Source organism: Methanosarcina subterranea, assembly GCF_055385895.1.
Genome location: NZ_AP042426.1, coordinates 3,904,212 through 3,927,385 on the forward strand (window position 1 = coordinate 3,904,212; position 23,174 = coordinate 3,927,385).

Genomic DNA, 23,174 nt, shown 5'->3' on the forward strand with positions numbered 1-23,174 from the left:
AAACACTATCCAAAAATAGTATTCTCTAAATTTTGTTATCAGTTCGTTCTATCTTTTTTTTGAAAAAGACCGCCCTCCTTCGTCGAGCGTGACGAAAACGGTCCTGTAAAGGGAATATAGTTGTACGGATCAGAGATACCTGTGTTAGTTCTCTTGAGCTTGGCGAAAAGGATCTCCTGCTGTTGCACTTGCAGTGCAACTTCCCGAAAATCTCCGATTTCCTGTGATCCCGAAGCGAAACTAGGGAAGCAAAACTCAGGCGAGACGCGATTAGTATTGCCTGATTATACTCTACCGCTTTGCACCTCTTTTTAGCCCGCCCGCATAAAACAGGTTAAAAACTAAAACAATTGCCGCTCTTAAAAATTCAATCTGAAAAATCAACCGTTTAGCAGGCAGTCAAAAAACAGAAAAATAAAAAAACAGAATACAGAAAGATAGAGAAAGTAAAGAAAAGTGAAAACAAAATAAAGAAAAAAAAGGGAATTCAGGCAAACTTTGCCAGAATTGCCTTAATATCCTCAAAAACCACTTCTATATCCTTTGTGCCGTCAAGGATGACAAGGATGCCTTTTTCTTTATAGTAGTTGATAAGCGGCTGGGTCTGCTTTTTGTAGACATCCAGGCGGTTCTGGACAGCATCTGCAGTATCGTCAACACGCTGGAAGACCTCCCCGCCGCAGATATCACAGATGTTATCTTTCTTTGGCGGATTGGAGATAGTGTGGTAGCTTGCCCCGCATTTGCACATAAGGCGACCGCTTATTCTTCCTACAAGAACTTCATCAGGCACCTCGAGGTTGAGGACGATATCGATGGGTTTGTCAATTTCGTCAAGGATTGCTTCGAGGGCATCAGCCTGGGGGACAGTCCTTGGGTATCCGTCAAGAATGAAGCCTTTTTTGCAGTCATCTTCTTTAAGGCGATTTTTAATTATGCCGATAAGCACCTGATCAGGGACAAGTTCTCCCTTGTCCATATATGACTTGGCTGCAAGTCCCAGTTCTGTTCCTTCTCTAACATTTGCCCGCAGGATATCCCCTGTGGAAATCTGCGGAATTCCATAGAAATCAACCAGTTTTTTGGCCTGGGTACCTTTGCCGGCACCCGGGGGCCCGAAGAGTATTATGTTCATTCGAAGATCCCCTTTTTGTGTCCTTTTATTTGATTGTTTTCCTTTCCGATCTTTTCTGATCTATCTTTTCCAGTTATCTCTGCAATCAGAGGTTTCCGGCCTTACTGCTCCCCGAAGAAGGAACGGATCATCGGGTGCATCTCCATCATCTGCTCGGAAGCGATATCCTCGTACAGACGGTACACAATGCTTACAGTCAGCAGCAGCCCTGTACCTCCGGCAGATCCAATAGTACCGAGCAGGCTTGCAACCAGGGTAAGAACCCCAATGAAAGCTCCACCTATTACAGTTACCTTTGGAATATAGCGCTGCATAACTTTTTCAATACTACCGATGTTTCGCCTGAAACCAGGGATCTGCATTCCTGAATTGAATATCTTCTGAGCTGTGGGCTTTGCTCCCATGCCTGTGGTTTCTATCCAGAAGAGGGCGAAAATAATCCCGCCTCCGATAAGCATCACAGCATCTGCAAAGACGTGAAGCACGATCTGCCAGGTAGCCGGAGCCGCTGCCCCATAAGCTGCAAAGGATTCCCGCACAAGGGATGGAATCCAGTCATAAGGGCTGTTTATGGGAGCCAGGTAATACATAATTCCGTTCAGTGGCGTTGAGCCGCTGAATTCTCCGAGGAATGTAATTCCACGGCCCGAAAGGATGATCCCGACCATCTGGATGTTAGCCTGAAGAGCCCTGACAAGGATCATTGGCAGGACTGATGCATATATGAGCTTGACAGGGAAACGGCCCCTGGCCCCCCTAACCGCACTGTGGGCGAGAGGAATCTCGATTCTTGTACTTTCCACATATACTACGAGCAGGAAGATAATAACCGTGCTCAGGAGAGCCAGAATTCCTCCTCTGATCAGCAGGAACATCAGGCCTTCACCGGATAAAAGGAAGTCTGCACCGGTATTTTGGGCGATGTAGATCCATTTGGGAATGAGTCCAACAGGAAGCCCGTTCTCGAGTTGCCAGTTAAATATCCCTGTAACGATCTGCTGGGAAATTCCCGCAACTATGAAAAGCCCGACTCCTGACCCGATACCCCATTTGGAAACCACTTCATCCATGAAAAGGATCAGCGTGCCTCCGATAAAGATCTGGACAAGAAGCAGTAAAGTGATCACTCCCAGGCCCACACCAAGAGCAGAAGCAAGCCCCGGATCCGGCTGGATATATCCACCAAGAAGCTGCGGTAGAGCCTCCAGAATGATCATGACAAAAACAAGGAACTTCTGGGCTCCCTGAAAGAATGCCTGATCTTTGGGGTTCGAAAGGTCCATTTTGATAATGTCTGCCCCAACAAGAAGCTGCAGGACAATAGAAGCCGTGACAATTGGCCCTATACCAAGAAGGACTAAAGATCCCGAAGCCCCGGCAAAGAAGGCACGGTAAGATTCAAAAAGGTCAACAGAATCCTGAGACATCCCGAAGAGCGGTACATTTGCAAGAGCAAAGTACAACACCAGAACTCCCAGAGTCCACCAGAGTTTATCCTTAAAGTGGACGTGTTTTTCCGGACTTGCTACTGCGGGTAACTTGTTAAAAAACGGTTCTAAGGTATCCCTGAGAGTCATCGATTACACCATTCAAAATATACTTTATTTATACTGATTTAAATATTAGATTATGTTTTACCTTAAGATAATGGTATATATCACATCTAATATAAAAAGGTACTAAAAGAATGAAATAAGTAGTGTCAGAATGACACCACTTATTCGGCATCGATGCAGCTTCCACCAGCGTTTTCAATTTTTTCGCGGGCAGAGGCGGAAAACTCCTCTGAAGTGATCACAAGGTTCTTCGTGACACGTCCGCTTCCAAGCACCTTCTCGATTCCGAGATTTTCAAGGTTAATGTGGTATGCCCCGTCCTTAACTTCAGCAAACCCTTCTTCAACAAGATAGGAAGCGAGTTCGTCGAGCTCACCAACATTTACTATGGAAACGTCTCTGGACACTTCAGCAGGGCGCTTGAAACCGTGCTTTCCGTAACTGTACCCACGCATCATAGCTCTTACGAAGTGGTGTTTACAGCCACCGGCTTTCCCACGGCCTCCGCGGTTTCCGGCTCCACGCCTATTTTTATGGGTCCCGCCTCCGCAGGTCCTGGACCCTCTGAACTTTTTAATATCCATTTAAACCACCTTATCTCATCTTGTGCAGAAGCACGTTGATATTTTCATCGTGGTTTCCGAGTACGCCACCCTGCTGGACTGTCCTTTTAATCCCGGCATGCCCTTTTCTGGGCGGGTGAAGCCTGAAAACAGGCTTCAGTTTGGGGACATCCTTAAGGGAGGCTTTACCCTCTACAACAGCTTCGGCAAAGGCCTGTATGGAATCATAGTCCGTGTTTTCACGGATGTATTCTTCCGTAAGGCGGTTGTCGCCTTCAAGCCTTCCGCGGTTTTCGAGGACTTCTGCAAGGATACCTGCATCAATCTTTCCGTATGCAACATAGTCCTTTACCTTATGAACCATACCCTTGTAGTGAGGATTTTCCGGCACAAACACACAATGGTTAACTCTGTGCAGGCGAAGCATCTTCATGGTGTCCTCAATGGTATAGCGCACGTTGACCTGACCTCTCAGTCTCACAACTGCATACATCTCAGACTTCCTCCTTACCGTAGTACAGAGGCAGCCTTATAACGTTGACCTGGTTAAGGGCATCGTAGGTAGCCTTTGCGAAGTTGAGGGTTGACCTGGTGGTTCCGAAAGTCTTGGTCCACACGTCTTTAATGCCAGCTTTTTCGAGCACCTTGGTTGCAGTGCTCCCTGCGGCAATTCCGAGTCCCCTTGGAGCAGGAATGAGGGTTACACTTACACTGCCTGCCTTCCCTGTAACCTCGTAAGGTACGGTATGCTGCAGCCCGCAGGCACATTCCCAGGAACCGCAGCCTCTGCGGATATAGGCAATGTTGAGTTTTGCAGCGTCGATTGCCTTGCGGATTGCAGGCCCGACCTGAACGTCCTTTGCCTGTCCGAGCCCTACATAGCCGTTTCTGTTTCCTACGATTACGGTTGCTCTGAACTTTACACGGCGTCCGGAGTCAGTCATCCTCTGGACCATGTTGATATCGAGCACCTCATCTTCCAGGTCAGGAAGCAGCATATCAATTATCTGGGGTTCCCTGATAGGCAGGCCTGACCTGATTGCTTCATCCATAGAAGCAACCTGTCCTTCAACAACTAATTTTCCAAGCCTGGTTTTCGGAACCCAATCTTGATCGAATGCCATTTAATCACCTTAACTAAACTCAGCAAAGATTTTCTCTTTGGTTGCTTCAAACTGCTCTGGCAGGTCTGAGCTCTCTTCTCTGTATTCGGCTATGTGCTCTCCGCGGATCCTCTCGTCCGATGGGAACACTTCCGGGCTGCAGGGGATTTCAAAGCCAGAGTCTACAATCCCTTTAAGGGCGGCATAGACTCTTGAACCGGCAGAGGAAGCCTGGAGTCCTATATCCATGATGCCTCCTTCATATCCCTTCTGTAAACTTTTCAGCCCGAATAAGAGCCCTGTAAGATATGCAGCCGTTGTGTTTCCGGTAGCTCCTGTGTAACCGTACTTTGCAAGTTCACTCGAAACGGCTGATGAATAAGTTATGTCCCCTTCAAGGGTTGGAGCTATTAACTGGATCTGAACGTTTCTTGCACTCTTTCTGACAACCACACGGTCCTGCCTTGAGAGTAGTAATTTAAGGCGGAGGTGGTAATTGGTGCGTCCTTCTCTTCTTCTTCTAAAAGGAACCTTATATCTTGGTCCTGTTGCCATCTTCAGCTCCTCCAGGTTATTCTTTCTTTAACATTTTTTCGGACTCAAGGTGCGAGTTAAGGTGGGAAACGCTTCTGTATTCTCCGCCTTTTGCCTTTCTGTAGAGTCTGCAGTACACTGACTTGTCAAGTGCTCCGTCTGCACGCAGCTCCTTGAGTCTGTTTCTAAGAGCCCGGATCTTTTTGATCCACTGTTCCTTCTTGGGAGTACGGGCTCCTTTCTTACCCTTTCTGGAACCATGCCCCTTGCAGTGCCCGTATTTACGCTTGGCAGCAAGAGCTCTGGCTCTGCCTCTGCTGACTCCTTTTACAGGCTTTGCCTTAATGGTGCCTTTCTCAATGAGCCCGCGGATATCTTCTCTTGTGATTGCGGAGGCAATTTCTTCGGATGCTTCGGGGTTAAGCCATACCCTGTCAAGCCCGCACTCAAGAACTTTGGAAGCCAGCTTCCTCTGGTTCAACAGGTCTGACATTTTATTCACTCCTTCCAGGGTTCAGTACTTTAATCCCCGATTCTTCAGCTTTTGCAAGAATGAGGGCTTTCTTTTGTGCACCTATTGTCCTTGCTATTCTGATAGCCTCGAAAGACGGGTCAACAAGCTCAAGCTCCGCAATGCTGGAAATAAGAACATCAGAATAACCCGAAGGGTGCAGGCCTTTGACTGCAGCAGGGCTTCCGTATCCTACCTGGGCAAGAGCACCTTTTGCAGCATACTTTCTGCGCTGCTTACCCTGGGAACCTCTCGGGCGCCTCCAATTGGTGTCAAGCCTTTTAAACTTGTGGCTGCAGGTTCTCTTGAACTGGGGTTTCTTCCCCTTCTGGATCTTTCTCACATTGAATAATCGTTTGGATTCGGGATCCATATCAAGGGCGGGAACTGAGGTACTTTCAATTTCTTTGACTTCTTCTGCCATCATAACCACCTTCAGGCCTTCTGCACTATGTAGATTCCATCCTGGAAGATCCTCGGATCGAACCTCTTAATCTTGGTCTTCTGTTCTATGTTTGCGGCAGTCTGCCCGACGTCTTCCTTGTTGATTCCGGTGACGGTGACCTCGTTCCCGCTTACCTTAACCTTTGTCTCGCCAAGGATTTTTGCAATTCTTGGCTTCTTTTCTCCAAGGAAGTTCCCGATAAACAGGGTTTTGCCTTCAACTTTTACCTGCATGGGGAAGTGAGCGTAGACAATGGACATCTTGCACTCAAAGCCTTCACTTACGCCTATGATCAGGTTCTTGATATGGGAAGCAAAGGTTCCTACCATGGCTTTCTGCTCTTTCCTTGAGGATTCGGCATCCACGAGTACTTCGCCTTCCCTTAATTCTATCTTGATTCCGGGGTACCAGAACGTTCTTTCGACAGTTCCCTTAGGGCCCCTGGCTGTAAGGACATCCTGAGAGAGAGAGACGGAAACTCCTTCAGGAATCTCTATTTTTCTTGCAATTTCCTTAACCATTTCCTGTTCCCTCCTCAGTACACATAAGCAAGAAGCTGCCCACCAATCTTCTTATCGCGGGCCTCGTATTGAGACATGACCCCGCTTGAAGTGGTTACTATAAGGGCACCAAAGTTCTTTGCTGGCAGAAACTGCTTTTCCCAGCGTTCAAAGCTGCCAGTTCCTACGGAGTACCGCGGCTTGATTGCACCGCACTTATTGATTCTTCCCACAAGGGTAACGCTGTAGATTCCGGCTTTTCCATCGTCGATAAACTCGAAATCTCCAATGTAGCCAAGATCCTGCATAACCTTCAGGACGTTGCCGATATTCTTAGAAGCAGGCCTGACAATACAGGAGCTCTTTCCAATGGCTTCCGCATTTTTGATTGTGGAAAGGGCGTTTGCAAGAGGATCAAGTAATACCATTTAAATCACCTTACGAGTATTTCTCAAAGCCCATCTCGTGGGCAATCTCCCTGAAACAGTGCCTGCAGAGGTAGATGTCGTATTTGCGGACAAGCCCCTGTTTTCTTCCACACCGTTTGCATTCGTTTACTCCTCTTCCGGACTTGTTTATTGTATCTGTCATTTACATGACCTCCACGCCGTAACTTTCGTTAAGGAAGGTGATCGCATCGTCCACCGTAACCCTGTGGTCAGCAGGGATCTTTCTGGTTGCAATTCTCCTCTTGCAGATCCTTTCTCCCGGGCGCTTGAGTACAACAGTTACGTCCATTCCGAAAACCCCGATATTAGGGTCGTATCTCATACCCGGAAAGTCGGTGTGTTCTTCAATTCCGAAAGAGACGTTTCCGAGGGAATCGAACTGTGACCTGCTCAGGGTCTTTTCGATGATCCCGAGAGAGGTCTCAAGGAACTCCTGGGCTTTCTGGCCCCTGAGGGTTACCTTACAGCCTATGGGTTCATTCTTTTTGATCGCGAAAGCAGGGAGAGTCCTTTTGGCAAAGCACCTTATGACTCCCTGCCCTGTGATAGTCCGGAGGATTTCTTCGGCGTTTACCAGGTGCTGGCCACTTTCTCCAACACCCATGTGGACAATTACCTTTTCGACAACAGGTGTGCGCATAGGATTACTCACTTAGCTCACCACCAAGCCGGATTTCGGGTTTGTCCTTGCCAATAACGATTACGTAGTCTTCGATTGTTTCGAAATCGGTTTCCCCGGAAATCATTACTGTGTTGTGTCTTGAACTCTTAACTTCCTTGATATCCATAATCTTTCCGGTTTCTCCAGAGTGCTGGCCACCTATAATCATTGCAAGGTTGCCGACTTCAAACTTCAGGTGTTTTACTACCTGCTTGTCAGGAATGGAAAGAATCAGGGAGTCCTTTGTCCCATACTCGTTAGAGCCAATGATGTTGGTTCCATCATTGAGGTTAAGCTGTACTTTTCCTCCTTTGATGGTTGTCTTGTTGTCGATCCTGCACAGCTTGTTTACGTTAGTTTCGTTAAGCTTGTGGAGGGTCAAACGTCCCTTATCATCCTGGAGCATCCTGTATGCTTCATTTACGAGAGGGAGTGTAATTACATCAAAGAGTCCTACCGGGAACCTGAGATCTTTCCTGGGAATTCCGTCAACAAGGACTTTTCCTTCGGAGAGGATCCTTTTACCTTCCCTGCTGTTATCAACAAGCTTGAGAACGTCCCGGATTATGATTCCGAGCGGAAGACTGCGTGCCTGGCTGTGAGGCCCCGGGCGGGTAGTGGAGATCCACTTATTACCTTTTCTCCCGACCTTCCAGCTCTTTGGAACTGATAATCTTTTCTGGTGTGTCACAAAATCACCTGCCTCACTTCTTAATGCTTGACGCTCTGCGCCCGTCCTTCGTTTCCAGTTTTGTGATCATGACATTGGAGGGGTTAACGGGCCTTGGGACTTCGGTGCCGTCCACTTTTGTGGAGATGACTCCGTCCACTGTAATCGTGCCGTCCATAAGGGATACGGACTGAACTTTTCCTTCAGTGCCCTTGAAGTCTCCGCGCATGACCTTTACTGTGTCGCCAGTGATAACTGCAGCACTTCTTGTGCCGTACTGCTTGGAAAGTGCCTCACTGAGCCTTGCACCCATATATTTCTGCCTGATGTGGAGAGGTGCAGTGTATCTTGCCTTTCTTTGTTTTCTGGGCTGTTTGGATACCATTGCAATCGCCTCAGACAATAATGGATGCTGTAGTTCCGATTTTCGGGAACCTTTCAGCCACTTCCCTGGCAACAGGGCCTTTTATGTCCGTGCCTTTGGGGATTCCGTCTTCGTCCGTAATTACCATTGCATTATCTTCAAATGAGACATGCAGTCCATCCGGACGGCGGAACTCCTGCTTCTGGCGAACCACGACTGCAAGGAGAACCTGTTTCCTCATTTCGGGTGTGCCTTTCTTTACGGACACTACACACATATCCCCAATTCCTGCGCAGGGCATTCTGTTTTTGACACCTCTGTACTTCTTGACAGAGATAATCTCAACTACTTTAGCCCCTGTGTTGTCCACGCAGGCGATCTTGGCACCTGCATTGAGTGCTCGCGGAATGCTTGAGCGTATGCCTTTCATTTAGGCACCTCTGCTTTGACGACAACGTAGGATTTGGTTTTGCTTATAGGCCTGCATTCCGCAATCGTGACAATGTCACCGACTTTTGCGGAGATGCATGCCGGATTATGTGCATGAATCTTCGAGCGTCTCTTTTCATATCTTTGATATTTCGACACCATTTTCATGTATTGCCTTTCAATGACTACCGTATTGTCCATTTTGCTGCTGACCACGGTACCCACAAGGAGCTGACCTCTTACCGGAAGTGTTCCGTGGAAAGGACAGTATGAATCGTCGCATTCCTCTGATGGCGCCGGTATATTTAATCCAATATCTCTTGCCATGAATTTAGCCCCATTTACGTAGCTTTTTAATGTTCTTGATCCGATTTTCGGGTTGTGAGAGCAGCAGGTTTCCCTGAATTTTAACGAATGTATCGGATCTGCGGCCTTTTTCTGAGAGCTCGGCAGGGATCCGGAAGATAAATTCCGAATCCGCCTTGGGAATCTTCAGTTCCCGGGACCGGGAGTTTTCTATCACAAGCATATTTTTCGTCTCGTTGATTACCCTGCCCCGGATTCCTATCAATGATGGATTAGTGGAACAAATCACCTTAGTCTCGAGCCCTATCAGTTCATGAAAGATAAGAGTCGAAGGCAGAATTTCCACTTTAGATATCATTTAGCTCGTGCTGAATTGTCTTTATCCGGGCAATCGTTCTCCTGATTTCTCCGATCCTGCCAGGGTTTTCCGGAGCCCCACCTGCAGAGGTGAGAGCTCTTTCCCTGACCAGTTCGTTACTCAGGTTTTCGAGTTCGTCGGCCCGTTCTTCAATTGTCATGGTCCGGATTTCGTTGGTCCTGAGAATTGCCATTATTCCTTAGCCTCCTTGTGGACCCTTGCCATTGGATGCCAGTAGTCATAGCTCTCATGCTTATGCTGCCAGACGCCATTGACCTGCCTGCGGACTTCCTCCGAACCTTCGACATAGATAAGTTCAGCTTCTTCGAAATCCTCGGATGATTCAGCCTGGGATTCTTCTGCTTCTTCAGGCTCTGCAATTTCAGCTTCTTCTACGGGTGCCTGTACAGGAGTTGCAGGAGTTACAGGAGCTGCGGGAGCTGCAGGAGCAGAAGTTTTTGCCTTTGCGCTTTCCTTTCTGGGAGCTTCGGCTGGTTTCTCAGCCGGTTTCTCGGCAGGCTTTTCAACAGGCTCAATAACTTCAGCTAATTCCTTAACTCTGAATGAGTCGGGCAGGACAACGCCAGGTTGAATAATCCTGACTTTGCAGCCAAGGGTTCCGAGCTTTTTGACAGCTACTGCAAACCCTTCATCTACGACTTCTTGTACAGGGTTTCCGGAGTGCTTTATGTACCCGTCAATGAATTTTTCAACTCTTGACCTTGCACCTGTAAGTTTTCCGGAGATTACAACTTCACAGCCCAGTGCGCCTGCACTCATGACTGCCCGAATGGTGTTGTGTCCGGCTTTCCTGAAATACCAGCCTCTCTCAATGGAAGCTGCAAGCCTGGACGCCATCATCTGGGCATTAAGTTCAGGCCTCTTGACTTCCTGAGCGTCAATCTGCGGGTTTTCGAGGTTGTATTTGGTTGCAACGTCGCGGGTAAGTTTTCTGATGACCTTCCCGGCTTTCCCGATTACCATTCCCGGCTTTTCGGAGTAGATAATAATCTGGGTGCCCATGGGGGTCCTGTTAAGCTCCATGCCGCCGTATCCAGCTCTGCTCAGCTGTTCTGCAAAATACTCGTCCATGGAGGCCTTGACATACCCGTCATTGACGAACTTTCTCTCTATTGCCATTTAGCGCACCTCGGAGAGGATCATCTCGATGTTTACAGTTTCCGTGTCTTTAGGCGTTGCCCTTCCTCTGGCCCTTGGCATGAACCCGTGAATTACTCTTCCGCGCTGGATTGCAGCGTGGGTAATGTACATGTTTGCGGGCTCGAGACCTTTGTATTCGGCATTGCTTTCTGCATTTTTGAGGACTTTTAAGATCTCTTTTGAAGCACTGACCGGGTACCTTCCTGCAGCCATGGGACCTTTCCTGTGGCCGGTCCCTTCATGGTGTCTTTTGAAAGGAACTGCCTGTTTCAAGACAATTACGTCTTCAAGAAACTTCCTTGCTTCAGAGACTTTCATGCCCTTAATTTTACAGCAGACTTCACGGGACTTCTTCGGTGAAATGTGGAGTTCGGAACCCATTGCTTTAGAGGTGGTTTCAGGGTCTCCATTAATTGAATAGTTGATTTTTGCCATTCCCTTTCACCTCATTTCAGCGGTACGAACTTGCTTGAACGGGTTGCTCCCACACCGGCACTGCCGTGGTTAACTTTTGATCTTGTGGGTGCGAATTCTCCGAAGCGGTGCCCTATCATTTCAGGCTGGAGCTCTACACTTACAAACTGTTTCCCGTTGTGGATTTCAATAGCTGTTCCGATCATTTCTGGGAGGATGATCATGTCCCTGTGGTGGGTCCTGACCGTCTTTCCTTCCTTGAACTCGTGAAGGACTTTCTTCTGCCCGTCGGTAAACCCGCGTTTGATGCTCCTGCGCTCTCTTGAAGGCAGAAGTTCTGCAAACTCTTCAAGGCTCAGTTCCTGAAGTTCTGAGACGGTCTTCCCGCGGTAGGTATACTCACCCTTTCTCTTCGGTAACCTTGATGATATTTTCTTTGCCATAATGAATACCCCTCATCAGCGCTTCATTCCGGTCCTTCTTGCTGCGATCAGTCCGACCTTTCTTCCGGGCGGGGCGTTTCTACTAACAGTAGTTGGCTTTCCAGGGTGTTTCCAGGCGCCTCCACCGAACGGGTGGTCACGTGGGTTCATAGCAACACCTGAAACCCTCGGATACTTTGCAGCCCTTGTTTTTAGTTTGTGATATTTTTTCCCGGCTTTGAGCCACGGTCTGTCCACTCTGCCTCCGCCGGCAACAATACCGACAACTGCCCTGCATTTAGGGTTAAGCCATTTGATGTTGCCAGAGGGCATAGACACTGCAGTTCTGTTTGGCTCGTGGGTTACAACGGTTGCATATACTCCGGAGGAACGGACAAATTTGCCGCCGTCGTTTGGCTTTGATTCGATGTTGCAGATGAAGAAACCTTCAGGCACATTTCCAATAGGCACAATGTTCCCCGGTTTGACTTCGGCATCGTCTCCGCATTCGATTATGTTCCCTACTGCAACGCCTTCGGAAGCTAAAAGGAAAAGTTCCTCTCCGTTTTCAAAGGCAACTTTTGCGATAGGAGCTGAACGGGCAGGGTCGTGCTCAATGTTTATGACTTCTCCCTGAAGGGAAGTATTTTCATCCACACGGGGGTGTCTGAGGTCGGCCTTGAACTTGTGAGAAGGAGCTCTGTAGGTCGGAGTGCCTCTACCCCTGTTCTGTGATATCAGTCTTTTACCCATGGATCACACCTCACATAAGTCCTATTCGGGTTGCAATCTCATGTGCCGCTTCAGGCTCTTCAAATGCAAGGACTGCTTTCTTCATACCCTTCATTGTGGTCATGGTCCGCACGGATCTTACTTTGAATCCGTACATCTTCTCAACATCTTCTACGATCTGCTTTTTGTTTGACCTGGTATCAACGATAAACTGAAGCTTGTTTTCATCAAGCAGCATCATCGCTTTTTCAGTAACAAAAGGATAATTGATAGAACTCATTGGAATGCGCCCTCCAGTTTTCCAATTGCAGATTCTGTCCAGACAGTAAGGCGACCTGCGTGAGTGCCCGGTGCGAGCAATTCGGCATTCAGTGAGTCAACTGTTACGACGTCTACTCCGGAAAGGTTTCTTGCAGCCTTCTGGATAGGAGAGTTTTCTCCTGCGACAATCAGGACACTCTTTTTATGCTTGTATTTCCTGCCTCTGAGCTTTCCACGGCCGGCTCTGATATGCCTTCCGTACTTTGCCCTGAGTACATCCTCATACAGGCCAGCAGCTTCAAGGAATTCTATGACCTGCTTTGTCCTTTCGAGGCTTTCAAGAGCGTTTTCCACAACAATCGGAAGTTCAGCTTCAAAGATGTGACCTCTCAGGCTTACGAGAGTAGGGTCTATGGTTGCTGCGATTGCAGAGCGAATTGCATAGCGGCGCTCTTTTGTGTTAACTTTCTCACTCCTGTCAGCTTCCGGCTTTGGCGGGTGAGCTCTCCGACCTCCCTTTGCGTGCGGGACTCTTGCAGCTCTGCTGCTGTTTACGAGCCTTGGGACCTGGGATACGCCCCTTCCGGAGCCCCAGCCTCTTGCCGAAGTGTCCATACCTGCATAGAGGCGAGGACCGTAGGGCTGAAGCCTGTTTGCCTGTGCTGCGAGTACTGCCTTTTTAATGAGGTCAGGGCGGTAATCTACATCAAACACTGCAGGGAGTTCGATTTCCCCGATAGCTTTTCCTGTAAGGTCTATGGTTTTTGCTGTAGCCATCTTAGATCACCCCTGCTTGGATTCCGTGCTTATGTGCAGGATGTTGGGTTCGCCAAGGTCGGCTTTCTTTGCCCTTATCGGGTCTCTGAGCCTTATAAGCCTCTTTGATGGACCAGGAACACTGCCTTTAATCAGCACGTAGTCTCCGCGGATAAGGCCGTAGTTAATGAACCCGCCATCCGGAGTAACTTCTGTTCCGTCGGACCCGATCTTGAGGATGCGCTTGTTAAACTCAGTCCTCTGGTGGTATCCCATCTGACCCATCTGCGGGACTCTCCAGGAAACGTGAGCCGGGTGCCACGGACCAAGGGTACCGATCTGCCTGAGACTTCCCTGCCTGGAGTGCTTGCCCTTCATAAGCTGAATACCCCAGCGCTTTACAGGGCCCTGGGTACCTTTACCTATGGTAATTGCAGCTGTGTCAACAAGGGTTCCGTTCTTGAAAACGTCGGTGACGCCAACAAGGGTTCCGAGGATTGACTTTGCGTATTCGAATTTGGTGCTGAGGTCCCTTGCACTGATCCCGGATTCCATAATGTCCGGCACCTTTTTAGGTACACCGGTAAGGCTCTTTGGAAGAGTGTAGACAACTGCCTTGATATCGCTTACTCTGCCTTCTTCGATCAGTTTTCCGATAGATTCAAGAGCTTCAGCCTGGTTCTCTGCTGCCGGAATGGGAATCCTGCGTTTGAGTTCAGGATCAAGGTCTGCTGCCCATACCTCAGCGATTGCCTTTTCCCCGGTGCTGTCTTCTGCGTAAGCCCGGACGGCTGCAACTCTTATTGCAGGAGTTTCGATTACAGTCACAGGTACGGAGATCTCCATACCCTGGGTAAGGCTGTTCTTTATATCATCAACCATGATCACGTGGGTCATACCCACCTTATAACCTGCAAAACTCTGCAGCTTTGGCTCGCCCGTAGCTTCCGGCCAGGCCCTGAACCTTGGAATGTGGCTCTTGGCCCTCTTGCGCGGACTGAATGCGAGGGAACCTCGTTTTGGTCGGTGTATGCTTGCCATATTTCTACTCCGTAAACTTCAATTGAAATACCAGCCCCTCCGGTCGGAGCAATATGAGTGACAAAAGAGAAATGCGCTGGATTCCCCGAACGCTACCAGGTGGGGGAGGGATGTCGTTCAGACCTGCCGGCGGAAAGCCTCGAGCAGACCGGAGCTCTATGCTCCTGGTACCCTACATTCCTTCAGGCATCTGCAGATATTCGGTTCCCTTATGTTCCTGCTTCGGCAGGAAACATAGATTAAAGGACCGACCTTACGATCCTGGCAGACCCAAATCCAGGCACTCGGCCCTGATTTGAAACATATAGCAATCTGATTTTGAAACTTCAGTATTCAGTAACCTGATCTCTAACTCAGTTAACCTGATTTGAAACTTCAGTATTCAGCAACTGCAACCGCAATTCATCGAAAACCTGAAACAGTTTCGTGCGATTTTAGACGCCCCGAAGGCGTCAAAAGCGGGCGTTTCAAAGCATTGGCCCTTTGACACTCATGTTAATCCGACTTTTCTCACTGGTTTATATTCAATGCAGGAATTCTACCGCAACGGCAGAAAGCCCTTACTTCCGGAGATTTCCGGGAGTTTAGCATTAAGCATCACATTGATCTGATTAAATGTTTCAAGTACGAAAATACCTGAAACTTCACATCTCTGATGTACTTTGCCTTTAAATAGCACATCTAATATATAAAGCCTTTGCAGATGGAGGGGAAAAATAAGAAAGAGGAATCAATGGCAGGGGAGAAAAAAGATGATAAATTAAAAGTTAAAAGCTGCAGGAATTACACAGACATGTAGAACATTATATAGAACACTATATAATACATTGAGGCTGACAGATCTTCACTATTTACCAGCATCCTGGATGGACCTCGAAGCAAAATTTCTGAAAAAAAAGGTATCCGAAGACTTCCGGATGGGTACAGAGTCCGGCTAAATCTCAGGAACCTGCCTGTTTTTCATCAGAAACATTTTTTACAATTTTAGGGACCTTCCTGCCCCTGAAGTTGATTCCGCCTGCAAGTGCCACACCCTGTGTTTTCCGGACTAATTCGGCAGAGCTGCTGTCAAGGCTGGCAATAATTGTTCTTCCTGCCACCATTTCGATTCTCCCTCCTGACCCCAGGACTGCTTTAAGGATTCCCTGGACCTGAAGAGCAGTAGCATTTTCTGCAACCTTTATAAGATATGTTTCTATTGGCATCGAAAAACCTGCAGATTAAAGTTTAAGCCTGGAAAAGGTACTGGTGCGCAATTGAGTTACAGGCGCCGGTATTGAGACTGCAAGGCTGACCGGGACAGACAGGTTAACCGCAGAGCCTGCCCCCGGGTTCTGGCTTATAACCGTACCGGCAGCAACAGTCGAGATGGCTTCCGAAACCGTTCCGACCTTTATCCCTTGAGCTCCGAGTAAAGAAACCGCCTTTTCAAAAGGCATGCCGATGATGTCCGGAACCAATTCAGGCTTCAGTTCAGGAGGTACTGCAGTTTGTACTTTCAGGGAGGCGGCAGTATTTAGGGGGGCAGTATTTAGGGGGGCAGTATTTAGGGGGGCAGTATTTAGGGGGGCAGTATTTAGGGGGGCAGTATTTGGAATAGCAGTATCCAAGGCAGCAGTATTTTGAGCAGCAGTATTTTGAGCAGCAGTATTTTGAGCAGCAGTATTTTGAGCAGCAGTATTTTGAGTAGCAGTATTGAGAGTAGTTCCTGCTGGAGTGGTTTCTCCGGAAAGAGCTCCCTTATTGAGAGGTTTTACTAAACTCTCTACCGAACTCTCTACCGAATTCTCAACCTGGGCCGGAAATTTAACTGAGGTTTCGGCCCGGGTCTGCACTTGAGTTTCTGAGGAGGTCTTTACCGGAGTTTCTGCTGAGATCTTTATCAGAGATTCTGCAGGCACATTGGCTGAAGATACACTGGCTAAAGGTACACCAGCAGAATTGTCGCCGGATACCTTAGATATGATTTCGGGCTGCGGCTTCGGGAGGGGCTCGGCAGGGACTATATTTGCCGGTTCTTTTACAACGGTTCCGGGAAAAGACTGAACTGGTTTTTCAAGTACTATTTCCTTTTCTCCTGCTGAGACGATAAGGTCAACTTTTGAGTTTGCTTCAACTTCAAGTCCTGGTTTGGGGTTCTGTGCAAGCACAATTCCCGGGTTCCCGCGCGAGAGCTGCTCTCTTACTCCACCCAGCTGGAGCCCGGACTTTTCTATGACCTGCTTTGCGCTTTCAAGCTCAAGCCCGAGCAGGTTTGGAACTTTGAAGACCTTTACAGAAACCGTAAGGACAATTGCAGAATTAACTTCGGTTTCCGAACCCGGAGTGAGGCTCTGGGCAAGGACTGTACCGGGTGTGCTGTCCGAAGGCTTTTCTTTGACCCCTTCAAGTCGGAGCCTCGATTTTTCAATGAGGGCTTTTGCAGCCTCAAGCCCGAGCCCTGCAAGGTCCGGGACTTTTACAGACGAAATTTTTGATACTGTAAGGTCTACATACGCCCCCGGTTCTGCAAGGGAGCCTTCCGAAGGGAGCTGGGTTATAACCGTACCCTGGGGTATGCTGCTTTCCTTCTCAAGGATATCTCCTGCCTTAAAGCCTGCTTCAAATAGTTTGTTTTCAGCTTCTTCTTTTGAGAGCCCCACAAGAGCGGGAACCTCTTTATAAGAACCAATACCCGATTTTTCGGGAACCGCCTTTAGAGAGAACTCTATTGTGCTGAGGTTTTCAGGGCTGATGATGTCATCGGCTTTTGGCATCTGGAACCTCAGTTCCTCCCCTTCGAGAGCAATATTGGTTTTCAGGGTCACATTCATGCTGCTGACAAGGTACTTTGGGCCGGACTGCACTTTCTTGAGCCCTCTGTCCATTTCTGCAAGTGAGGAGGCAAAAGAACTGACAAGGTTTGAAGAAGAGATTACAGGCCTGCTTTTCTGCAAAATAGAAATCCGGGACTCAAGTTCTGCTTTCTCATTTGAGAGCCTTGTCACCTGCGCTGCAAGGCTGCTTTTTTCCTGTTCAAGGAAGAGTTTTTCCAGAAGCAGCTTTTCCGAACTTTCTTTATAGGCGAGGGCTTCCTTTTGAATGGATTGAAACTCGACTTCCGTGCTATTCAGTTTAGCCACAAGGCTTGAATAACTGCTCGAATCTATTGTCCCTGCTTTCCTGAATACTTCCAGGCTGCTTCTGAGATCACTTATATTTGTCATTCAGTTCCTCCAGAAAGAGAATTTCCTGACAGGGGCATTATTCCTCCCTCACCCTTGAAGATGCCGGAATAGACACTATTTTCGCTTTGATACAGCTTGAGCCCTGCACATCGTAACTGTAAAGGGAGTTGTACGAGGCATTAAGGGGAGAAGCATTGAGGACAGGCCTGTAGCCCCTTATCCGGTTTTTAGAGTCTCTTTCTTCTTCAAGCTTCACAGTAAGCGACATCTTGAGCTCAAGGTCTACCTCGGGAATGTGATACCATGCAGCTTGAATATCATACCCGCTGAGGGCTTTTTCTTCATCAATTTCTATCTGGGTCTTTATGGAATTTCGGTCAAGAGCCTGCTGAGTCTCAGCAACGGAACGCCCGACTTCCCCCAGAAGCCTGGAAAGAGGGGTAATAAGCACTTCTCCGATTTCTTCCCCGTCATTAACCACAATAACAACTCCTTGAAGTAGTCCTGGAAATAAGTTATGGAAATAAGTCCTTGAATAAATCTTTGAATAAATCCTTGAATAAATCTTTGAATAAATCCTTGAATAATCCTTGAATAAATCTTTGAATAAATCTTTGAATAAATCCTTGAATAAATCCTTGAAATAAGTCCTGAAAAGGATATAAAAAAACACGGCAGCACAGCCAGCCTGTAAAAAGGGTATTTCAGAGCCATACCTGCCGCAACTACAGTCAGGTTCCCCATTATTTCAAAGGAGCCTTTCGGTAGTAAGAAATATTTTATTGGAGGCTTAGTTAGGGCTGGCTGCCGCAGCAACCTTAACCGTTACCTTGGGAATTGTCCTCTCAGGGGCAGGGACAGGCCTGAGGGTTGTCCTCAGCAGGCTTGTGCCTTCTTCCTTAAAGGAATATTTAGAACTGTATTTTGCATTAAACGTGGAGGTATAGGCAACGGTAGTTGTATTTTCAAAGCTCCCCTTGCTTTTTCCGAAAAGGAGTTTTGCAAGCCCGCCGGACTCCATACTGCCGCTGATCTTTGATTGGTTATTTAACTTGAATTCACTGCCGTAAGTAAGTTCTGTTGAAGACTCCCTCATCATGGTGATTGTCATCTTAACTTCGATAATCGATTCCGTAAATTCGTAGAACCGGGGCTCAAGCCCATAAGTAAGAAGGGACATAGGCTTGTCATTGGTGACCACATTGCTTGCAGTAACATTCCCATCAGCATCCGTGGTCTCTTCGATATACATCACAACGCTTCCGGCATCAAGTTTGGTTGCTGCAAGAGTCTGGGCAACCTGCACCGAATTCATGTCCAGAGCCATCTGCCCCTCCGCAATCGCAAGGGCCATTTCCCGAATCATGTCCCCAAAGGGAACGTTCAATAGTTCCTGACCGACACTTACCATATTATTTATCCCCTAAATTGAGCAATACTGAATAAAAAAGTTAATACACTTATTATATAAAACACTTTGTCAAAAAGATAACAAACGTACATAAAAATATTTACAAAGTACTACCCTTAACGCCCTCTGAACTTTGAAGAAGAAAACACATGATAGAATCCAAAGGAGAAAACTTTATTAATAAAAAAGGAAGAAAGTTAATTAAAAAATGTGAAGAGTTGAAAGAGAATAAATTCTACTGTTTACAATGGTACAGTATAAATTTAAAGATATACTAAAGAGGAAGTTTTCTCTCTCTTCATCTTCCCCTGAGATGCTGAAAGGCACTCAAGTTTACAGTAGATTGCCTTTTCCTCGACCTTTTTCAGGACTACAAACTCATTCCCACAAATCGGACAGATTTTTTTTACGTACTCCATTAAATATCACCCACTCGTTTTAACTTCAGTTTTCAATTAGGTTTTTTAACAGGCGGTAACTACGTATTTTATTCCCATATAATGAATTAGAGACGTAGAGGAATATTATTACCTAATTGCATTTATCGAATCTGAATATATGCCACCTTATTTATTCTTTCCCTTAATTATACTCCGACCCACTATTTAATCGTAAGATGCGATTGTACATAGCTAGACGGTAGATGAGTAAATAACTTTAGGAAACATAGTTTCTGAAAACTGGTACTTAAGAAGTGGCTGTTTTTGGAGAAACTGTAGAGTTTTCAAAAATGAGCTCAAGAAAAAAATTAGTGGATAAATAAGAAATAAAAAATTAAAAAAGGTTAAAGAAAAGAAGAGTTGGAGGAAAATCACAGCCCGTCTTTCTTACGCCCGAATATGAAAACAAGTCCTAGAATGGCTGCTACTGGAAGAGCAACAGTTGGGAATTCAGGGATATTGCTAATAGTTGTGGATGCAGAAGTAAGAACAAATTCTTTACTTATCTCACCAGTTCCAACCTGACGAGTAGACCCAATATTAACTTTATAAGTTGCACCTTCTGGTGCTCCATTCATAACCACCCTTATGATTGCACCATCATATAGATACGAACCAGAAGGTGTAGTTATTGTCGGAAGAGTAAAGCTAGTGTCCCAACCATTTAATATTCAGCCATGTATATTATGTTTGAATCTCTTTTATCTCTATATGCTAAATATTAAACTCGATGATCATGAGGTAAATTTCCTTCTTGACTTTGTGAGAAAAGGACATAAAAGTGCAAGAGAGCTAACCAGAGCACGTATCCTCCTTCTGGCTAACCAGCAAAAAGGATGCATAGAGATTGCTAAAACTTTAGGTGTTTGTAGGAGCACTGTTTTGCTTGTAAAAAAGAGATACGTGGAAGAAGGTCTCCTTCATGCTCTTTCAGACAAACCAAGGTCCGGTCAACCTGTAAAATACACCGAAAAACATGTTGCAGAAGTAATTGCGTTAGCTTGCAGCAGTTCTCCCGATGGGAGCAAGAGATGGTCTCTATCCCTGCTTACCGAAGAACTGAGGAAAAAAGAAGGATTTGAAACGATAGGCAAAGAGAGTATAAGGCTTATTCTGAAAAAAGCAAAAATAAACCTTGGTTAAGACGGATGTAGTGCATTCAGACTATTGATTCTGAATATAGAGAAAGAATGTACAACATTCTCAATCTCTATGAAAAAAATATGACCCGAAAAACCCTATCATATGCCTTGATGAGAAACCAAAACAACTTCTTGGAGATAAGAGAATAAGCATTCCGATTAAGCCAGGAAGTCCAGAAAAATATGATTACGAATATGTAAGGAATGGAACAGCAAACATATTCATGGCTGTAGAGTTCAAAGCAGGAAAAAGGGTGACTCAGGTAACAAAAAGAAGAACGATGAAGGATTTTGCACAATTCGTGAAAATTCTCGTTACTGAAAAATATCCTGAGGCTGAAGTCATCCGACTGGTTACGGATAATCTCAATATCCATAAAGAAAAGTCATTCTACGAAGCATTCAGTGAAGAGGAAGCAGAAAAGATTCGGACAAGATAGAGTTAAATTACACGCCAAAACATGTAAGTTGGCTTAATGCTGCAGAAATAGAGATCAATGTGATGGATATTGAATGTACTAACAGAAGAATCGGTGACATGGAAAAACTTACTCAGGAAGTGGATGCATGGACGAAGAGAAGGAACAAGCAAGAAACGAAAATTGAATGGAAATTTACAAAGAAGTTGCTGATGAGAAAATTTCCAAGCATTGTGCACCATAATTAAGCTGCTAAAACCCTGGTGGGTATTCTACTGAAATAAAAAAGCATAAAAGATAAAGAAAACACATATCCGGAATATTATCAGATGTCTCCCAAACTCTGGTGTGTCGCAACTAAAGAATTTAAACCTTGACAGAGAATCCGTGCATATATAAAGCCTACATTCGGCAGGTTAACGTAATTAGAGATAGATATTTTCATATTTCTCTCCCATGAGACCCAATATCTTCCAGTGAAGATCCTCCATATTCAGTATTTCTGAATTTACTTCACCTTCTTTCTGAGAAATAAGTTCTGTAATTCCCTGGAAATTGACAAATATCCATCTCATCGTAGGTCTTTTTGTTGGCTTTCCTTTTTGATCTGGAACCGTTTCATTTTCTTCCTCTAATTTTGTCCTTAATTTCCATTCTGCAATTGAATAAATCATTAAGCAGAGAACCATTGTCATAGCCAGTGCTTCAATTCTGCTTTTATTCTTTAGGTAGACTTTCGATATGCTAAATGTATCACTTTTCAAGAATCGGAATCCTTTTTCTACATTGTCCTGTCCTTTGTAATACTTCAGCATCTCTCCCGGAGAAAGAGTGATATCATTACTCGCAAGAATGAAAAGTCCCATTTTCTCCATTTCATTCAAAACAAAAGCATCATTAACCTTTATGCTTCCATCAATCCTGAAATAAGTCTTTAATTCCTCATCTTTAGAAGGTCTGCCTCTTTTACCTGATTCACGTTTTTTAATGGATTTCAAATCAACTTTTTCAAAAACAATAGAAGGGAATTCTTTAATCCATTTCTCTGCAGCTTTTGATGCATCCTCTTCGCAGAAGAAGTCCTCTCCTTTCAGCTTTTTAAAAGCCTTCTCTGCTTTTTCAACCTCTTTGTCAAGTTTCGTCCTGAGAGTTTTCTCTTTCTTCTCCTTCATCTTGTGAGAAAGCAGCAAAACCCACTTTTGTTTGACTCCGCCATATTCCACAAAGGTTTGATAAAAAGAGTACCTCTCATCACTTTTTAGCGTTTTCAGGTTCAGATTTGCAGTTAGCAGTTCCTTTGCCTCGGAAATTGTTGCAGGAACACGACTGATCCAGAATGATTTTCCGATATTCTGGATATTATTGTCTGTGTAAAAGGAACTATCAGCGACATAGTACACTTTGCTTTCAGGTCTTAAAACTGATTTGAGAGACGTTATTGCATCCAGAATTGTGTTTTTGTCGGAAGCATTTCCTGAATGTGTGTTCATGAAAAGAGGTATTCCATGCTGATTAACAATCAAGCTCAGTACAAATTGTTTGAGGTCCCATCTTCCGTTTTTGGGAATTCCAAAAGTAATATCAATAGACTCAGTTTCTTCGTCTTCATAATCACCATAAACGCTGACACTTGTAGTGTCAGAGTGTAAACAGTGAACAGGAATAGGTAGACGAGCCATAATGTGAAGGGTAATTTCCGTAAACAGTTTTGTAGGGCCATATTTTACGATTTTGTCAAGAGTCTCTCCGATAGCATATTGATTCAGGTCTTCTTTTGTTATACCGTCTCCAAAAAGCCTTTCAGTAGAAATGTTTTTGAAAAAATCAGGAAACAGGTACAGACGTTGCCCTATGAAACCTAGACCATTGAGTACCATGGCAAGGATGCAGACTGAGTGAGGAACATTATGATTCCGTTCTTTGGGAAGTTTCTCATCGATCAGTTTGTCAACTTCAAGTTCTCGGAAAACTCCAGCCATAAGACCTAGGTGACCTAAGAACCGTGTACGTTTTAAGGAGGATTCAACTCTTCTACTACTGTTTTTCTCTGCCATGGGATAACCAAGAAAGAGATATAAAATTAATGATATTAATTTATAGGTTTACCTGCCGAAAGCAGGATAAAGGAAAAATGAAAGCGAAAATTCTAGATACATATCAAATTATACTTATTTCTATCGAGAATTGTGTATTAAAACAAAACTTTAAATCCCGTATATGCCAT

The 23,174-nt window shown here is 45.8% G+C and carries 33 protein-coding genes and 1 pseudogene; 2 read left to right on the forward strand and 32 right to left on the reverse strand.

All coding sequences use genetic code 11. From position 1 onward, the window contains the following. Positions 1-487 precede the first annotated feature (487 nt). The 25 genes from ACZ5A8_RS16920 to rpl3p form a co-directional block, all read right to left on the reverse strand. Positions 488-1,135, reverse strand: a complete 648-nt coding sequence (locus tag ACZ5A8_RS16920) for an adenylate kinase (protein ID WP_464530488.1) — start codon at positions 1,133-1,135, stop codon at positions 488-490. A 101-nt stretch (positions 1,136-1,236) separates the two neighbouring features. Beyond that, on the reverse strand, positions 1,237-2,712 hold the full coding sequence (gene secY / locus ACZ5A8_RS16925) for a preprotein translocase subunit SecY (protein ID WP_229391365.1): 1,476 nt from the start codon (positions 2,710-2,712) through the stop codon (positions 1,237-1,239). A 140-nt stretch (positions 2,713-2,852) separates the two neighbouring features. Further along, positions 2,853-3,275 (reverse strand): uL15m family ribosomal protein, encoded by a 423-nt coding sequence (locus ACZ5A8_RS16930; RefSeq protein WP_229391366.1) that lies wholly within the window; start codon positions 3,273-3,275, stop codon positions 2,853-2,855. A 10-nt stretch (positions 3,276-3,285) separates the two neighbouring features. Then, positions 3,286-3,747, reverse strand: coding sequence for a 50S ribosomal protein L30 (locus ACZ5A8_RS16935; protein WP_229391367.1), 462 nt, complete (start codon positions 3,745-3,747; stop codon positions 3,286-3,288). Position 3,748: 1 nt separating this feature from the next. Continuing rightward, positions 3,749-4,378, reverse strand: coding sequence for a 30S ribosomal protein S5 (locus ACZ5A8_RS16940; protein WP_229391368.1), 630 nt, complete (start codon positions 4,376-4,378; stop codon positions 3,749-3,751). Between the two features lie 9 nt (positions 4,379-4,387). Next, a complete protein-coding gene (locus ACZ5A8_RS16945) occupies positions 4,388-4,912 on the reverse strand; it encodes a 50S ribosomal protein L18 (protein WP_229391369.1) in 525 nt (174 codons plus the stop codon). Positions 4,913-4,928: 16 nt separating this feature from the next. Beyond that, complete coding sequence (locus tag ACZ5A8_RS16950) at positions 4,929-5,384, reverse strand: 50S ribosomal protein L19e (protein WP_229391370.1); 456 nt, start codon at positions 5,382-5,384, stop codon at positions 4,929-4,931. Position 5,385: 1 nt separating this feature from the next. Next, positions 5,386-5,826 (reverse strand): 50S ribosomal protein L32e, encoded by a 441-nt coding sequence (locus ACZ5A8_RS16955; RefSeq protein ID WP_464534182.1) that lies wholly within the window; start codon positions 5,824-5,826, stop codon positions 5,386-5,388. An 11-nt stretch (positions 5,827-5,837) separates the two neighbouring features. Then, a complete protein-coding gene (locus ACZ5A8_RS16960) occupies positions 5,838-6,368 on the reverse strand; it encodes a 50S ribosomal protein L6 (RefSeq protein ID WP_229391371.1) in 531 nt (176 codons plus the stop codon). A 14-nt stretch (positions 6,369-6,382) separates the two neighbouring features. Next, a complete protein-coding gene (locus ACZ5A8_RS16965; protein WP_229391372.1) occupies positions 6,383-6,775 on the reverse strand; it encodes a 30S ribosomal protein S8 in 393 nt (130 codons plus the stop codon). Between the two features lie 10 nt (positions 6,776-6,785). Beyond that, positions 6,786-6,938 carry a 30S ribosomal protein S14 gene (locus ACZ5A8_RS16970; RefSeq protein WP_048127632.1) on the reverse strand — a complete coding sequence of 51 codons (153 nt, stop codon included), beginning with the start codon at positions 6,936-6,938 and terminating at the stop codon, positions 6,786-6,788. Next, positions 6,939-7,436 (reverse strand): 50S ribosomal protein L5, encoded by a 498-nt coding sequence (locus ACZ5A8_RS16975; protein WP_229391442.1) that lies wholly within the window; start codon positions 7,434-7,436, stop codon positions 6,939-6,941. A gap of 4 nt (positions 7,437-7,440) precedes the next feature. Then, the gene (locus ACZ5A8_RS16980) at positions 7,441-8,148 is read right to left on the reverse strand and encodes a 30S ribosomal protein S4e (RefSeq protein WP_229391373.1); all 708 of its coding nucleotides are present in this window, start codon (positions 8,146-8,148) and stop codon (positions 7,441-7,443) included. A 13-nt stretch (positions 8,149-8,161) separates the two neighbouring features. Further along, positions 8,162-8,512, reverse strand: a complete 351-nt coding sequence (rplX, locus tag ACZ5A8_RS16985) for a 50S ribosomal protein L24 (protein WP_464530491.1) — start codon at positions 8,510-8,512, stop codon at positions 8,162-8,164. Positions 8,513-8,522: 10 nt separating this feature from the next. Then, positions 8,523-8,921, reverse strand: a complete 399-nt coding sequence (gene rpl14p, locus ACZ5A8_RS16990; RefSeq protein ID WP_229391375.1) for a 50S ribosomal protein L14 — start codon at positions 8,919-8,921, stop codon at positions 8,523-8,525. Then, positions 8,918-9,247 (reverse strand): 30S ribosomal protein S17, encoded by a 330-nt coding sequence (locus ACZ5A8_RS16995; protein WP_229391376.1) that lies wholly within the window; start codon positions 9,245-9,247, stop codon positions 8,918-8,920. Before ACZ5A8_RS16995 ends, rpl14p begins: the two co-directional genes overlap by 4 nt. A gap of 4 nt (positions 9,248-9,251) precedes the next feature. Next, a complete protein-coding gene (gene rnp1, locus ACZ5A8_RS17000; RefSeq protein WP_322223921.1) occupies positions 9,252-9,584 on the reverse strand; it encodes a ribonuclease P protein component 1 in 333 nt (110 codons plus the stop codon). Next, complete coding sequence (rpmC, locus tag ACZ5A8_RS17005; RefSeq protein ID WP_464530493.1) at positions 9,574-9,777, reverse strand: 50S ribosomal protein L29; 204 nt, start codon at positions 9,775-9,777, stop codon at positions 9,574-9,576. The genes rnp1 and rpmC overlap by 11 nt, the downstream gene beginning before the upstream one ends. Beyond that, positions 9,777-10,724, reverse strand: a complete 948-nt coding sequence (locus ACZ5A8_RS17010; protein ID WP_464530494.1) for a 30S ribosomal protein S3 — start codon at positions 10,722-10,724, stop codon at positions 9,777-9,779. The genes rpmC and ACZ5A8_RS17010 overlap by 1 nt, the downstream gene beginning before the upstream one ends. After that, the gene (locus ACZ5A8_RS17015) at positions 10,725-11,180 is read right to left on the reverse strand and encodes a 50S ribosomal protein L22 (protein WP_464530496.1); all 456 of its coding nucleotides are present in this window, start codon (positions 11,178-11,180) and stop codon (positions 10,725-10,727) included. Positions 11,181-11,191: 11 nt separating this feature from the next. After that, complete coding sequence (locus ACZ5A8_RS17020) at positions 11,192-11,602, reverse strand: 30S ribosomal protein S19 (RefSeq protein ID WP_229391381.1); 411 nt, start codon at positions 11,600-11,602, stop codon at positions 11,192-11,194. 15 nt (positions 11,603-11,617) lie between these two features. Then, positions 11,618-12,334: a 50S ribosomal protein L2 gene (locus tag ACZ5A8_RS17025; protein ID WP_464530497.1), complete on the reverse strand. Its 717-nt coding sequence runs from the start codon at positions 12,332-12,334 to the stop codon at positions 11,618-11,620. 10 nt (positions 12,335-12,344) lie between these two features. Then, positions 12,345-12,593 (reverse strand): 50S ribosomal protein L23, encoded by a 249-nt coding sequence (locus ACZ5A8_RS17030; RefSeq protein WP_048126218.1) that lies wholly within the window; start codon positions 12,591-12,593, stop codon positions 12,345-12,347. Continuing rightward, positions 12,590-13,351, reverse strand: a complete 762-nt coding sequence (gene rpl4p / locus ACZ5A8_RS17035) for a 50S ribosomal protein L4 (protein ID WP_464530499.1) — start codon at positions 13,349-13,351, stop codon at positions 12,590-12,592. The genes ACZ5A8_RS17030 and rpl4p overlap by 4 nt, the downstream gene beginning before the upstream one ends. 6 nt (positions 13,352-13,357) lie before the next feature. Next, positions 13,358-14,371: a 50S ribosomal protein L3 gene (rpl3p, locus tag ACZ5A8_RS17040; protein ID WP_464530500.1), complete on the reverse strand. Its 1,014-nt coding sequence runs from the start codon at positions 14,369-14,371 to the stop codon at positions 13,358-13,360. A gap of 57 nt (positions 14,372-14,428) precedes the next feature. Here rpl3p and ACZ5A8_RS17045 point away from each other — a divergent pair, with 57 nt between their 5' ends. Next, positions 14,429-14,614: a hypothetical protein gene (locus ACZ5A8_RS17045; protein ID WP_229391385.1), complete on the forward strand. Its 186-nt coding sequence runs from the start codon at positions 14,429-14,431 to the stop codon at positions 14,612-14,614. 698 nt (positions 14,615-15,312) lie between these two features. On the opposite strand, the gene ACZ5A8_RS17050 is transcribed toward ACZ5A8_RS17045, so the two are convergent. The 6 genes from ACZ5A8_RS17050 to ACZ5A8_RS17075 form a co-directional block, all read right to left on the reverse strand. After that, a complete protein-coding gene (locus ACZ5A8_RS17050; protein WP_464530502.1) occupies positions 15,313-15,576 on the reverse strand; it encodes a hypothetical protein in 264 nt (87 codons plus the stop codon). A gap of 15 nt (positions 15,577-15,591) precedes the next feature. After that, positions 15,592-17,577 (reverse strand): PASTA domain-containing protein, encoded by a 1,986-nt coding sequence (locus tag ACZ5A8_RS17055; protein WP_464530503.1) that lies wholly within the window; start codon positions 17,575-17,577, stop codon positions 15,592-15,594. Positions 17,578-17,614: 37 nt separating this feature from the next. Continuing rightward, complete coding sequence (locus ACZ5A8_RS17060) at positions 17,615-18,019, reverse strand: hypothetical protein (RefSeq protein ID WP_050035536.1); 405 nt, start codon at positions 18,017-18,019, stop codon at positions 17,615-17,617. A 309-nt stretch (positions 18,020-18,328) separates the two neighbouring features. Next, positions 18,329-18,949, reverse strand: a complete 621-nt coding sequence (locus ACZ5A8_RS17065; protein ID WP_322223933.1) for a hypothetical protein — start codon at positions 18,947-18,949, stop codon at positions 18,329-18,331. A 263-nt stretch (positions 18,950-19,212) separates the two neighbouring features. Further along, a complete protein-coding gene (locus ACZ5A8_RS17070; RefSeq protein ID WP_464530505.1) occupies positions 19,213-19,368 on the reverse strand; it encodes a hypothetical protein in 156 nt (51 codons plus the stop codon). A 392-nt stretch (positions 19,369-19,760) separates the two neighbouring features. Next, complete coding sequence (locus tag ACZ5A8_RS17075; RefSeq protein WP_464530506.1) at positions 19,761-19,967, reverse strand: PEF-CTERM sorting domain-containing protein; 207 nt, start codon at positions 19,965-19,967, stop codon at positions 19,761-19,763. Positions 19,968-20,100: 133 nt separating this feature from the next. Here ACZ5A8_RS17075 and ACZ5A8_RS17080 point away from each other — a divergent pair. After that, positions 20,101-21,194 (forward strand): annotated as a pseudogene (locus ACZ5A8_RS17080) (IS630 family transposase). 181 nt (positions 21,195-21,375) lie between these two features. Here ACZ5A8_RS17080 and ACZ5A8_RS17085 read toward each other — a convergent pair. Beyond that, positions 21,376-23,004, reverse strand: a complete 1,629-nt coding sequence (locus tag ACZ5A8_RS17085; protein ID WP_464529695.1) for an IS1634 family transposase — start codon at positions 23,002-23,004, stop codon at positions 21,376-21,378. Between the last annotated feature and the right edge of the window lie 170 nt (positions 23,005-23,174).